Origin of the sequence: Marinactinospora rubrisoli (genome assembly GCF_042664915.1) — a bacterium.
Taxonomy (GTDB): Bacteria; Actinomycetota; Actinomycetes; order Streptosporangiales; family Streptosporangiaceae; genus Marinitenerispora; species Marinitenerispora rubrisoli.
The window spans coordinates 206359-219315 of sequence record NZ_JBHTBH010000003.1 but is presented as its reverse complement, the minus strand read 5'-3'; the positions used below and the strand labels follow the sequence as shown (position 1 = coordinate 219315).

General features: G+C 74.0%; 12 protein-coding genes. 9 read left to right on the top strand and 3 right to left on the bottom strand.

Translation table 11 applies throughout. From position 1 onward, the window contains the following. The 3 genes from kdpC to ACFQRF_RS07750 all read left to right on the top strand — a co-directional run bounded on the left by kdpC (nt 1) and on the right by ACFQRF_RS07750 (nt 3977). Nucleotides 1-591: a potassium-transporting ATPase subunit KdpC gene (gene kdpC / locus ACFQRF_RS07760; protein ID WP_379870044.1), complete on the top strand. Its 591-nt coding sequence runs from the start codon at nt 1-3 to the stop codon at nt 589-591. Nucleotides 592-739: 148 nt separating this feature from the next. Then, nucleotides 740-3310, top strand: a complete 2571-nt coding sequence (locus ACFQRF_RS07755; protein WP_379870043.1) for an ATP-binding protein — start codon at nt 740-742, stop codon at nt 3308-3310. Next, a complete protein-coding gene (locus tag ACFQRF_RS07750) occupies nt 3291-3977 on the top strand; it encodes a response regulator (RefSeq protein WP_379870041.1) in 687 nt (228 codons plus the stop codon). The genes ACFQRF_RS07755 and ACFQRF_RS07750 overlap by 20 nt, the downstream gene beginning before the upstream one ends. Nucleotides 3978-4228: 251 nt before the next feature. Here the strand turns inward: ACFQRF_RS07750 and ACFQRF_RS07745 are convergent, their stop codons facing one another. Then, nucleotides 4229-4972 (bottom strand): SDR family NAD(P)-dependent oxidoreductase, encoded by a 744-nt coding sequence (locus tag ACFQRF_RS07745; RefSeq protein ID WP_379870039.1) that lies wholly within the window; start codon nt 4970-4972, stop codon nt 4229-4231. A gap of 84 nt (nt 4973-5056) precedes the next feature. Next, on the bottom strand, nt 5057-5977 hold the full coding sequence (locus ACFQRF_RS07740; protein WP_379870037.1) for an aminoglycoside phosphotransferase family protein: 921 nt from the start codon (nt 5975-5977) through the stop codon (nt 5057-5059). A gap of 291 nt (nt 5978-6268) precedes the next feature. Here ACFQRF_RS07740 and ACFQRF_RS07735 point away from each other — a divergent pair, with 291 nt between their 5' ends. The 3 genes from ACFQRF_RS07735 to ACFQRF_RS07725 all read left to right on the top strand — a co-directional run bounded on the left by ACFQRF_RS07735 (nt 6269) and on the right by ACFQRF_RS07725 (nt 8023). Beyond that, nucleotides 6269-6748 (top strand): DUF6153 family protein, encoded by a 480-nt coding sequence (locus tag ACFQRF_RS07735; protein WP_379870036.1) that lies wholly within the window; start codon nt 6269-6271, stop codon nt 6746-6748. A 129-nt stretch (nt 6749-6877) separates the two neighbouring features. Then, nucleotides 6878-7516, top strand: coding sequence for a DUF305 domain-containing protein (locus ACFQRF_RS07730; protein ID WP_379870417.1), 639 nt, complete (start codon nt 6878-6880; stop codon nt 7514-7516). Between the two features lie 147 nt (nt 7517-7663). After that, on the top strand, nt 7664-8023 hold the full coding sequence (locus tag ACFQRF_RS07725; protein WP_379870034.1) for an MmcQ/YjbR family DNA-binding protein: 360 nt from the start codon (nt 7664-7666) through the stop codon (nt 8021-8023). A 30-nt stretch (nt 8024-8053) separates the two neighbouring features. Here ACFQRF_RS07725 and ACFQRF_RS07720 read toward each other — a convergent pair whose 3' ends face one another. After that, nucleotides 8054-8734: a sirohydrochlorin chelatase gene (locus ACFQRF_RS07720; protein WP_379870032.1), complete on the bottom strand. Its 681-nt coding sequence runs from the start codon at nt 8732-8734 to the stop codon at nt 8054-8056. A gap of 612 nt (nt 8735-9346) precedes the next feature. On the opposite strand from ACFQRF_RS07720, the gene ACFQRF_RS07715 reads away from it, so the two are divergent. The 3 genes from ACFQRF_RS07715 (at nt 9347) to def (ending at nt 12811) form a co-directional block, all read left to right on the top strand. Further along, entirely contained in the window at nt 9347-10666 is a 1320-nt protein-coding gene (locus ACFQRF_RS07715; RefSeq protein ID WP_379870031.1) for a hypothetical protein, read from the top strand. 718 nt (nt 10667-11384) lie between these two features. Next, a complete protein-coding gene (locus ACFQRF_RS07710) occupies nt 11385-12194 on the top strand; it encodes a nucleotidyltransferase domain-containing protein (RefSeq protein WP_379870029.1) in 810 nt (269 codons plus the stop codon). Between the two features lie 50 nt (nt 12195-12244). Further along, nucleotides 12245-12811 (top strand): peptide deformylase, encoded by a 567-nt coding sequence (gene def / locus ACFQRF_RS07705; RefSeq protein WP_379870028.1) that lies wholly within the window; start codon nt 12245-12247, stop codon nt 12809-12811. The last annotated feature ends 146 nt before the right edge of the window (nt 12812-12957 follow it).

Below are 12957 nucleotides of genomic sequence, written 5' to 3'. Positions count from 1 at the left end.
ATGGGACCTCTACCGCAGTGGCTGCGCCCTTACAACGCGGCCGTCCGTTTCCTGCTCGTCATGACGGTGCTGCTCGGCGTCGGCTACCCGCTCGCGGTCACCGGGCTGGCCCAGCTGGTGTTCCCCCACCAGGCGAACGGTTCGCCGGTCCGTGCGGACGGCCGGATCGTCGGCTCGGCCCTGATCGGCCAGAACTTCACCGGACCCGAGTGGTTCCACCCGCGGCCGTCCGCCGCCGGAGCGGACGGCTACGACGGCGCGGCCAGCGGCGCGTCCAATCTCGGGCCGAACAGCCCGGAGCTGCGCGCCCTGGTCGAGGAGCGCCGCGCGGCGGTGGCCGCCGAGAACGGGGTGCCCGAGAGCGCCGTCCCGCCGGACGCCGTCACCGCGAGCGGCAGCGGCCTCGACCCGCATATCTCGCCGGCCTACGCCGCGATCCAGGTGGACCGGGTGGCGCACGCGCGCGGCCTGCCGCCGGACACCGTGCGGGCGCTCGTGGCCGAGCACACCGCGGGCCGCCCGCTCGGCGTTCTCGGCGCACCGGGCGTCAACGTGCTGGAGCTCAACCTGGCGCTGGAGCAGGCCCGGTGAGCCCGCGCGCGGGCCGGTGGGCCGCTCGCCCGGCGGCCGGCCGCCGCCATAAGCTGGAACCGGGCCGGCTGCCGGAGTCCGCATCCGGCCCGCCGCCCGGCGCGGGACCGGACGGCGCACCGCTTCCTCGAACGGCGACGGCGGCACCATGAGCGGCGCGAGACGCGGACGGCTGCGGGTCTATCTCGGGGCGGCCCCCGGGGTCGGCAAGACGTACGCGGCCCTGAGCGAGGCGCAGCGCCGCCAGGAGCGCGGCGCCGACATCGTCGTGGGGTACGTCGAGACGTACGGCCGCCCGAAGACCGCCGCGCTGCTGGACGGGCTGGAGATCCTGCCCCGGGCGGCGCGCACCCACCGGGGCGCCCGCCTGGAGGAGCTCGACATCGACGCCCTGCTGGAGCGCGCCCCGCAGGTCGCGGTGGTCGACGAGCTCGCGCACACCAACGTTCCCGGCTCGCGAAACGCCAAGCGGTGGCAGGACGTCGAGGAGCTGCTGGCCGCTGGAGTGGACGTCATCTCCACCCTGAACGTGCAGCACCTGGAGTCGCTGAACGACGTGGTGGAGCAGATCACCGGCGTCCGGCAGCGCGAGACCATCCCTGACGACGTCGTACGCCGGGCCGACCAGATCGAGCTGTGCGACATGTCCCCTTACGGGCTGCGCCGCCGGATGTCGCACGGCAACATCTACCCGGCCGAGAAGATCGACGCCGCGCTGTCCAACTACTTCCGTGAGGGCAACCTGACCGCGCTGCGCGAGCTGGCGCTGCTGTGGGTGGCCGACCGGGTGGACGAGGGGCTGGCCCGGTACCGGGGAGAGCACAAGATCCGCGCGACCTGGGAGGCGCGCGAGCGCGTGGTCGTGGCGCTCACCGGCGGCCCCGAGGGCGAGACGCTGATCCGCCGCGCCGCGCGCATCGCCGCGCGCTCGCGCGGCGGCCAGCCGCAGCCGAGCCAGCTCATGGCGGTGCACGTGGTCTCCAGTGACGGCCTGACCTCGGCGGCCCCCGACGCGATCGCCCGCCAGCGGCGGCTGCTCGCCGAGCTCGGTGGCACCTACCACCAGGTGCTGGGCGATGACGTGGCGACCGCGCTGCTGGAGTTCGCGCGCGGTGTGAACGCCACGCAGATCGTCCTGGGCTCGTCCCGCCGGCCCGCCTGGCAGTACGTGTTCGGTCCGGGTGTCGGCGCGACCGTGGCGCGGGAGTCCGGCGACATCGACGTGCACATCGTCACGCACGAGGAGGTCGGCCGCGGCCGTGGGCTGCTGCCGCCGCTCACGCCGGGTGGTCTCGGCGCGGGCCGCCGGGCGTGGGGATGGCTCCTGGGCGTGCTCGCCCCGGTCGCGCTCACCGGCGCCCTGCACATGCCGTGGCTGGACGATCTCGGGCTCACCACCGACGTGCTGTTCTTCGTGTCGGTCACCGTGCTGGTCGCGCTGGTCGGCGGCCTGTGGCCGGCGATGCTCGCGGCGGTGTGGGGCAGCATGCTGGTGAACTTCTACTTCACCGAACCGCTGTACGGGCTGCGGGTCTACCGGGTGGACAACATCATCGCGCTCATCGTCTCCATCCTGGTGGGCATCGCGGTGGCGGTGGTCGTCGATCTCGCGGTCCGCCGGTCCAAGCAGGCCGCGCGCGCCCGCGCGGAGGCGAGCACGCTCAGCCTGCTGGCCACCAGTGTGCTCGGCGGCCACGAACCGGTCCCGGCCCTGCTGCGGCGGCTGCGCGAGACGTTCGGCCAGCGCTCGGCCGCGCTGCTGGAACAGGGCGACGACGGCCGGTGGCGGCTGGTCGAGGGCGTGGGGCACGCGCCGTGCGCCGATCCCGGCGAGGCCGACGCCCTGGTATCGGTCAGCGACTCGCTCGCGCTGGCCATGCGCGGGCACGTCCTGCGGGCCGGGGACCGGCGGGTGCTCGGGGCGTTCGCCACCCACCTCGGCATCGCGATGGAACGCCAGCGGCTGGCGAAGGACGCCGCCGAGGCGCGCCGGCAGGCCGCCGGCAACAAGATCCGCACCGCGCTGCTCGCCGCGGTCTCGCACGACCTGCGCACTCCGCTCACCTCCATCAAGGCCAGCGTCGGGAGCCTGCGCGCCACCGACATCGAGCTGTCCGAGACCGATCGCAAGGAGCTGCTGGAGAACATCGAGGACGCCACCGACCGCCTGAACGGCCTGGTGGACAATCTGCTCGACATGAGCCGGCTGCAGACCGACGCCGTGCGGCCGATCCTGCGCCCCGTCGGGCTGGAGGAGGTGGTCCCGGCCACACTCATCGGCATCCCCGGCCGGGTCGCCGTCGACGTCCCCGAGGGCCTGCCACGGGTGCACATCGACCGCGGGCTGCTGGAACGCGCGGTGGCCAACGTCGTCGAGAACGCCGTCCGTCACAATCCGCCGGACGCCCCTCCGGTGCGGGTGGCGGCCAGCTCGCTCGGCGAAACGGTAGAACTACGGGTGGCGGACCACGGGCCCGGGGTGCCCGACGAGTCCAAGGAGCGGATCTTCGAGGCGTTCCAGCGGCTCGGCGACGCCCCGCGCGGCACCGGCATCGGCCTGGGACTCGCGGTGGCGCGCGGGTTCACCGAGGCGATGGGCGGCACGCTGACGGCGGAGGACACGCCCGGCGGCGGACTGATGATGGTGTTCCGGCTGCGCGGCGTGAACGGCCGGGACCGGGTCGAGACCGGGGTGGCGGATGCGGATACTGGTCGTTGACGACGACGCGCAGATCCTGCGCGCCATGCGGATCAACCTGCGGGCGCGCGGATACGAGGTGGACACCGCTCCGGACGGCGCGTCGGCGCTGGCGGCGGCGGCCAAGCGCTCCCCCGACATGGTGCTGCTCGATCTCGGCCTGCCGGACATGGAGGGCGTCGAGGTGATCGAGGGCCTGCGCGGCTGGTCGGCGGTGCCCATCATCGTGCTCTCCGCCCGGCACTCCTCGACGGAGAAGGTGCAGGCGCTGGACGCCGGCGCCGACGACTACGTCACCAAGCCGTTCGGCATGGACGAACTGCTGGCCCGCCTGCGCGCCGCCGCCCGCCGCGCGGTCCGGGCGGAGGAGGCGCCGGTGGTGCGCACCCCGGCGTTCACGGTGGATCTGGGCGCCAAGCGGGTCTCCCGCGACGGTGTCGAGGTCCGGCTCACCCCCACCGAGTGGCACATCCTGGAGATCCTGGTCCGCAACGCCGGCCGTCTGGTCAGCCAGCGGCAGCTGCTGCACGACGTGTGGGGCCCCGCCTACCAGAGCGAGACCAACTACCTGCGGGTGTACCTGGCCCAGCTGCGCCGCAAGCTGGAACCCGACCCGGCGCACCCGGTGTACCTCATCACCGAGGCGGGGATGGGCTACCGCTTCGAGACGGGGCCGCGGCAGCCCTGACGGGCCGCCGCGCCCGTGTCAGATCCGCCGAAGCGGATCGAGCCGGACGAAGATGTGGCCGGAGTCGGCGAAGCCGACGAGTCGCCCCAGGTGTCGACCGAGCTGTCGGGGTCGACGTCGGATTCGACACCCTGCCACTGGCCGCGCACGCCGTCTGGGAGCACGATGAAGGGTCCCGCCGAGATCGACCAGGACAGCAACGTTCCCTTAGAGATCACGGGAGGAGGCCGGTTCGTCGCTGCACGCGCCTCTCAAGTTGGGTACCGGCCGCCGTCCAGCAGGAGGGACTGGCCGGTCAGGTAGCCGTTGCGGACGACGGCCGCGATGACGTCGGCGACCTCCTCGGCCGTGCCGAGCCGGCCGAGCGGGGTGGCGGCGAGCAGCCGGGCGCGGGTCTGCTCGTCGGAGAGCATGTCGCTGTCGATCGCCGCGGGGGCGACCACGTTGACCGTCACGCCGTGCCCGGCGCCCTGCCGGGACAGGCTGTGCGCCAGGCCGTGCAGGCCGGCCTTGGAGGCGGCGTAGTGCGCGCCGACGACCCCGCCGGTGTAGGCCGCGATCGAGGAGACCAGCACGGTGCGCCCGAAGCCCCGCTCGACCATGCCGGGCAGCACGCGCTGGGCGAGCAGGAACGGGGCGCGCAGGTTGATCGCCTGCATGCGGTCCCAGTCGGCCACGCCGATGTCGGCCAGGGCCGCCGGACGGCCGGCGATTCCGGCGTTGGCCACCAGGACGTCCACCGGGCCGAGTTGCCGCTCGGCGGCGTCGACCAGGGCGCCGGACGTCTCGGGGTGGGCGAGGTCGCCCCCGGCGACGGCGGCCCGCCGCCCGAGGGCGCGGACCTCCTCGGCCACGCGTTCGGCGGCCGTGGCGTCGCGGCCGTAGCCGATGGCGATGTCGTGTCCCTCACGGGCCAGCTGAACCGCGGTGGCGCGGCCGATGCCGCGGCTGGCTCCGGTGACCAGGGCGACGGTCATGGGTTCCTCGCTCGTCATGGGTCGGCGGCTGGAATCGGGCGAGCGGCGCGGGAGCGGCCGGCCGGAGCCGGCCGCGCCCGTGCCGCGTGTGGGGCAGCGGCCTCAGCAGGCCGACAGGCTCATCAGCACCTCGAACTCGGGCAGGTGCGCCTCGCCGCGGTTGGCGCGCGAGATGGCGAGGATCGGGGCGATCGCCCGGCACCAGCCCAGCAGCCGCTCCTGCGAACTGCCGATGGCCGGCGCCAGCACCGAGATGCGGCGGTCGACCTCCTCACGGGAGGCGACCCCCCACAGGGCCCAGTTCATGGCGTCCACCGCGGCATCGCCCACGCAGGCCCGCGGGTCGATCGCGACGAGGCCGCGCCGCGGTCCGCCGTTCAGGACGTTGTGGGGGTGCAGGTCGCCGTGCAGCGCCACGACGTTGTCCTGGTTGGCCGTGAGGGCGCGGGCGCGCGCGTGGCCGTGGTGGAGCAGCACCGGTGGGACGAGGTCGGCCGCACGGCCCTGGACGCGGCGCTGCTCCCACAGGTGGTACACGAAGTTGACGCGGCTCTGCAGGGGGCGCAGCCGCGACACCTTGTCCTCGGGGACCCGCGCCGTGTGCAGGTCCCGGATGAGCCGGGCGATCTCCTCCAGCGGCGGCCAGGTCGTCATGTCGGCGACGTGCTCACCCGGTTCGACCGCCTCCAGGAGTAAGCCGCCACGCTGCTCGTCCACCTCCCACACGGCGGGGACCCGGCCGGTCTCCCGCCACAGCCCCAGCGTGCACGCCTCTGTCGCGAGGAGCGCGGGGTCGGGGCTCATCTTGAGCACCGCGGCGCTGCCGTCGACGCGCCGCGCGAACAGCACCACCGACGTCTGCCCGTGCGGCGCCCGGCCGATGATGCTGAGTTTCCACTCGCCGGCCAGTTCGTCCACGAGGGCGGGGAGCCCGGCCAGCCAGCTCCGCGCCTTGGCCCCGAAGCGCCGCACCAGCCGGTCGCGCTGGACGTCGTCGGCCAATTCCGTCATGACGCCGCTCATGTGATCACCCTGCGCCTCCGGGCCGGGCCGCCGGATCCGCGACTCGGCTCCCGCCATCGCCGCGACAGTTCTCGCCGATGCTTCACACGTTCTCCTCACGCCGCGTTGCCCTCGCATACCGGCTCGCGTACGGCACCGGAGCCGACCGCCGGCGGGCGTCCGGTCGCGGACGCCACGCCCGGGAGCGCTCGACGGGAACCCGCACCGCAAGTCCGGTTGCGAAGATGACGCCCTTCCCCTACCCGAGGGGGGCGCGTTTCTATACCCGCCGGGGGCATTTACCCTAGGGATGTGACCTTCCCGGTACGCACGCGGCGACGCGCCGCCCCCGGCATGTGGGAGAACTGGACTCCCCGTGCGTGGGCGCACGCGCTGCTGCTGTTGTGCGTACTGACCGGTCTGGCGGGCATGCACACGCTCGGTCACCTGCACTCCGGCGAACACCCGGCCCCCGAGACGTCGGCCTCCGCACCGGCGGACGGTGCCGCGCACGGCGCCATGGACGGTGCCGCCGACAGCGGCATGGGCGCCATGGCCGGATCTCCGGTCGACGGCGACGGGCACGACGCTCCGCCGCCGCTGGACCCCACCTCGGTGTGCCTGGCCATCGGCGGGCTGGTGGTCGTACTGCTCGGCCTGGCCGCCGGGGCGTTCCCCCGCTGGCCCGGCACGGTGGTCCGCACCCGCGCGCAGGGGCGCCGTCATCGCCCGTCCGGCGCGCCGCCGCCACGGCCGCCCACGCTCTCCCTCCTTCAGGTGCTGCGGATCTAGATGCCCCAGGAGGCGCCGGCGCACGTCCGTGCCCGCGCCCCGCTTCGGCGACCGATCCCTCCGCCCCGGCACCGTCCGGCGCGGATACCACCTGTGCAATTGAGAAACGTAAGGGAGAGTCCCTTGTCCGTGTTCACCATGCCCGCGTTCGGCCGTGCCCGGCTGCTGGCCCCCGTGGCGCTCGTCACCGCCGTGTTCCTGGCCGGCTGCGGTACCGGCGACGAGGCTCCGGCCGCGGAGCCGACCCCGGCCACCGAGGAGCAGAGCGGCGCCGAGCACAACGACGCCGATGTGATGTTCGCCCAGATGATGATCCCGCACCATGAGCAGGCCGTGCAGATGGCCGGGCTCGCCGAGGAGCGGGCCGGCGAGGAGGTCCGGGAGCTCGCCACGGAGATCGAGGCCGCTCAGGGGCCGGAGATCGAGCAGCTCACCGCGATGCTGGAGTCGTGGGGCGAGGAGCCCGAGGGCGGCTCCATGGACCATGGCATGCCCGGCATGATGTCCGAGGACGACATGGCCGCGCTGGAGTCGGCCAGCGGCGACGAATTCGACGAGCGGTTCCTGGAGATGATGATCGCCCACCACGAGGGCGCGATCGAGATGGCGCAGACGGAGATCGACGAGGGCGCGAACGCCGACGCCATCGCGCTCGCCGAGCAGGTCGTCTCGGCCCAGGAGTCCGAGATCGAGCAGATGACCGCGATGCTGGGCGGCAGCCCGTCGCCGTCGGCCGACACCGGCGACGGCGGCCACGGCGGCCACTGATCCCGGACGGTGCGGGCGCCGGCCGAACGCCGGTGCCCGCACCGCGCCACGGTCCGGCGACCGCGCGGCGGCGGGGACCGTGGGCCGGCCGGGCGGCGAGCGCGGCCCGCGCGCCACAGATCGGCCGATATGTGGTTATCTCACCTCATGGGTGTTGAGATCACGCGGTTCCTCCGGCTGGTGGACGCGCTGCCGGACGCCGAGCACGAGGAGACGGACCGGTACACGGCGTTCAGCGTGCACGGCAAGAAGTTCGGCTACCTGTGGCCGCGTACCAGGACCGTGGGCCTGAAGCAGACGCTGTCCGAACAGCGCGCCCTCGTCGCCGAGCGGCCGGAGGTCTTCGAGGTGCAGTTCACCGCGGGCGGCTTCGGCTGGGTCGTGGTGCACCTGGACGGGATAGAACTGGACGAACTCAGCGAACTCGTGCTGGAGGCGTGGCGGCTGTCGGCGTCCGACGAACTCCTCGCCGACCTGCCCACCCCGGCGTCCCTCGTCCAGGGCTGAGGCGCGGGCGGGACCGGATCCGGCGAGGGTCTAGGCCGCCAGCCGCGCGGTGGCCGCGCGGTGCTGGGACAGCAGCGTGTCGACCACCACACCGGCCGGCCACAGCGGAGCGGTGACGGCCGTGGCGTCCAGCTCCCGCAGCCGCTCATGCCCGGCGCCGTCGACCAGCTGCCAGGACGCGACGCAGACCCGGCGCTGCCCGCGGCGGCGCAGCCGCTCCACGGCGTCGCCGACCGAGGGTGCCCAGGCGTCGAGATAGCCGACCTGCACCGGCGACTGCACCCGGCGGCTGAGCATCCGCGCCACCGAGGTGAGCTGCTGGCGTTCGTCCTGGTCGAAGGCCCCGTCGGCGGCGAGGACCACGCCGTCGCCGGGCCGCCAACCGGCCTGGCCGAGGCGGCGGGCCAGGCTGCCGACGATGGACGGTACCGCGCCCAGCGGGGGCGTGGCGCAGGCGTCGAACCGCTGGTCGAGGTCGAGTCCGGCGAGCAGTTCCGCGCTGACGCGGTCACTGCCGGCCAGGAAGGCGGGGACGACGACGAGCGGCCCGTCGACCGACGCGACGGCGGACTCCAGTTCGTCGGACGTGCCGAAGGACGAGACGACCGGCGCCTCCCCCCGGCGGGCGACCGCGTCGGCGAGGTCGCACAGCGCCTCCCTGCGGTGGGCATCGCGCGAACTGTCGGCTACGAGCATCATCGTGGGGACCATGTCCGTCTCCTTAGAGTCGCCTGAGCGTCTGCCCGGATCAAGGCAGCGTAATGATCACGCGTTTCACGGCAATGACCTCGTGTTACACACGTGAAAACAGCGGCCGATCGTACCGGCCATGCCGGGAAAAACTCCGGCAAAGATCGCCTCGTCGGCGCCACAGGCGGATGGGGGGAAATCGTCATCGACATGCCCGGCCCCTACGCCTTTACCGGGCCAATTGTATCCGGGCGCGCTTCTTCCCCGCCACAGCGCCCCGCTGTTATCACGGTCACTCGAATCGGCCCAGCGGCGGGAGCTGTGGCCGTTCCGGACCGGTACCGCGAACGCCGCCAGGAGACGCGACACACTATTCCCAACTTCCCTAGAGAGATCCGCCCGGGGAATTCGATAATTCCTCGACCCTTGCCGGGGACTCGAAAATACCCGGATTCCGTACTGAAATAACGCACTGTCGACAGGAATCACCGTTCGCGCGACGCCGTGCGGAATTTTTCTCCGTTTCCGCTGAACGCCTCCGCTCCCACTGCCCGGAACGCCGCCCGCCGGTCCCCGGATTCCCTGCGGATTCCAGCGGGTAGGTAGGGTGCGCCCGGACGAGGAGGGGACCCGGTGCTGCCGACCGCCGACGCTGACCTGACCGACCGCGATCCGGGGCTGCCCGCGTTGCGCGCGCTGCTCGCGCCGGAGGAGTTGCGCGACCGGATCGCGGCGCTGCTGCCCGCCGCTGCCGAACTCCCCCGGAGCGTCCGGATCGACCGGCTCGACTATCGCCCCGCAGGCGGCTCCGCCCGCGCGGGCGCGGTGCTGGAGTACGCCGACCGGACCCGGCGAGTGACCGTCACGGCGCACCGTCCCGGCGACGGCGGCCCAGGGCCGGACCGTTCCTGGTCCCCTGCCGGCCGGCCCGGCGCCGGCGTGGTGGACGTCACCGAGCTCACCGACCCGGGGTGGCCCGGCGTCCTGGCCGACCGGGAGCACGGCTTGGTCGTCACCGCGGCGGCCGACGATCCGGGCCTGCCGGCGCTGCGGCACTTCACCGCCGGGCCGGAGCGCTTCGCGCCGCTGCCCGGCGGGCGGGTCCGCACACTGCGGCACGAGCCCGGCCGGCGGTGGAGCGGCCGGGTCGAGGACGCCGCCGGGCAGCCGCGGTACACGGTGCGGTGCCGCGCCGATGGCGTCAACGTGGCCGCGCATCTGGCCCTCGCCGCCGCCGGGGTGCCCGTACCCGACCTGCAGCGGGTCAGCCGGTTCGGAGTGCTCGCCACCCGCTGGGTGCCCGGCGGGACGCTCGGCGCTCTGCTGGCCGCCGCCGATCCCGCGGTGGGCGACGCCCTCGCCGCCACCGGGGAGCTGCTGGCCCGGATCCACGCGGTCCCGCCGCCGCGGGAGCTGCCCGAATCGGACGCGCCGCCGACCGCCGGGGCGGCCGCGCGCGCGATCGCCGCGCTGCTGCCGGGCCTGACGGAGCGGGCGACGGCGGTGGCCGCCGCGTGCGACGCGGCCGCCCGGCACGGCGGACGCACCGGAGACCTCATGGTGCTGTCGCTCGGCGCCTGCACCGCCGATCACATCGCGGCCGGTGAGCGCCCGGTGCCGCTGGGCCTGGACCGGGTCCGCGTCGCGCACCCCGCCGAGGACCTGGCCGAGTTCGCCGCCGGGGAGATCGCGGCCGGACGGTCCGCGGCGGACGCCCCCGAACGCGTCCTCGGCCCCTTGCTCGACGGCTACCTGTCGGCCGCGCCGGCCGACGGCGCGGCCGCCGTGCGCGGGGCTCTCGCGGCGCGCACGGCCGGTGCGCTGCTGCGCCGCGCGGTGCTGCCGTTCCGCCGCCGGGAAGCGCACTGGCCGGAGCTGACGGCGGGACTGCTGGCGGCGGCTGAGACCATGGCCGAGGCCGGTACCGGGCCCCACGTGCTTTCGGGCGACTGACCGGCCCGCCGGGACGCCGGGCGCTCCTTGGGACGACCGGTGGTCCCCGCCCCAGCGCCCGCGTGTGTACGGAGGGCGGGGGCACCGGTCGCCTCCGTGGCCGGGAACGGACCACCCGCTCCGTGGCCGGGAACGGACGACCCGCTCCGTGGCCGGGAACGGACGACCCGCTCCGTGGCCGGGAACGGGCCCACCCGCTCCACGCCCCCGCGGCCGGACGGCCGCGGGAACCTCACTCCCCCAACGGGGCCGGCGCCGGGAACGTTCCGGTCGCCACGGTGTGACCCCCGTCGCCTTTCATGCTGGCGCCCGCGCGGCCCGGCCGGCGTCCGGGGCGGACCCTGGCGCGCCCCCGAACACGCCCTGAGCCTCGGCCCCGGGGCTGCTGAGCCGCCGTTCGGGAGGCGGCGGTGTCAAGGGTGCAGGCACCACCATGCGCCCACATCCCACCGCCCATGACGTGGGGAGACAGGATGAAGGTCGTCGCGCTTCACTTGCCTTGGACGGTGCGGAGCTTCCAAACTTGGGGACACGGGGGCGCGGCGCCGCCGGCGCCGCCCGCCCCTGGCGGCCACGCGGAGCCGGGACCGGGCCGCGAACCGCACGCGGCGGCATCGCTCGCCCGGCCACCGGGTGGGCATCGCCGCCACGGGCCGCACCGCCCGGCAAGCCGACCAAGACCGATTCGAGTCCGCGCGCGGACCAGACTGGAGAACAGATGGCAGTCCATCCGCAGGTGCGGGCCGTGACGACGACATTCCTGCACGAGGCGGATACCGAAGCGCCAGGGCTGGTGGAGGGCCTCTACCTCACCGGCTCGGTGGCCCTGGGCGACTTCCGTCCGCACTCCAGCGACGTCGACTTCGTGGTGGTCACCGACCGCCCGCTCACCGACGCCGACCGCCTGGCACTGCGCCGGGTGCACGCCCGGGTCCGCTCGCGTCACCCCCGTCCGCAGTTCAACGGCATCCACGTCACCTGGGACGATCTCGTCGACGACCCCAACGCCTGTGGGCCGGTGGCCTCCGTCATCGGCGGCCGGTTCCGCGCCCGGGCCGGCGCGGACGTGAACCCGGTCACCTGGCACGTGCTGGCCGAGAAGGGCGTCCGGGTGCGCGGCCCGCACCCGGTGGAGCTGGACGTGTGGGACGAGCGTGACGGACTTCGCGCGTGGTCACTGGGCAACCTGGACGAGCACTGGCGGCGATGGCGGGCCAAGGCCGGGCGGCTGGTCACCCCGCGCGGCCTGGCGGCGCTCGGCTCGCTCGCCCCGTCCTGGGGCGTGCTCAGCGTCAGCCGGCTGCACTTCACGCTGCGCACCGGCGAGATCACCTCCAAGTCGGGCGCCGGGGTCTACGCGCTGCACGCGTTCCCGGAACGCTGGGACCGCATCGTCAACGAGTGCCTGCGCATCCGGCGCGATTCCCGGCTGCCGTCGCTCTACCGCAGTACCCTGGAGCGCCGCCGCGCCGCCCTGGACTACATCGAGATGGTGCTGGACGACGCCCTGCGGCCGGCACCGGCCTAGCCTGGCGGACCCGGCCGGGCGCCTGCGGCGCGGCGGCTAGGCTGACGGGCATGACCATGCGCCCGATCGTGTACTTCGGCGACCCCGTGCTGACCGCCCCGACGACCCCCGTCACGACCTTCGACCGGCACACCGAGGCGCTGGTCCGTGACCTGCTCGACACCGTCGACCTCCCCGGGCGGGCCGGGGTGGCCGCCACCCAGATCGGGGTCGGGCTGCGGGTGTTCAGCTACAACGCCGAGGGCGAGATCGGCTACGTCATCAACCCCGAGATCGTCGAGCTTTCCGAGGAGATCCAGGACGACGGCGAGGGCTGCCTGTCGGTGCCGGGCCTCTGGTACCCGACGAGACGCGCGCAGCACGCGGTGGTCACCGGGGTCGACCTGCGGAACGAGCCCGTCACGCTGCGCGGCTCCGGCCTGATGGCGCGCTGCCTGCAGCACGAGACCGACCACCTGGACGGGACGCTGTACCTCGACCGGCTGGACCGGGACGACCGGCGGGCCGCCATGCGGGAGGTGCGGCGATCGGCGTGGTTCCTGCGGGAGCGGGAGCCCGCGCGCGGTGCCGCCGCCGAATCCGGCGGGCTGCCCAGTGCCTTCGGGGGCCTCCGGTGACCTGCGACGGACCACCACGATCTTCGCAACACCGTCATATGGCGCGTAGCACCCCTCATGTCGCTTTCATCATCAATTTCGGACAAGTACTAGGCAGGTAACGGCCGTATCTCATAAGGTCTGCCCCAGCATCACGTGGCCCCCGG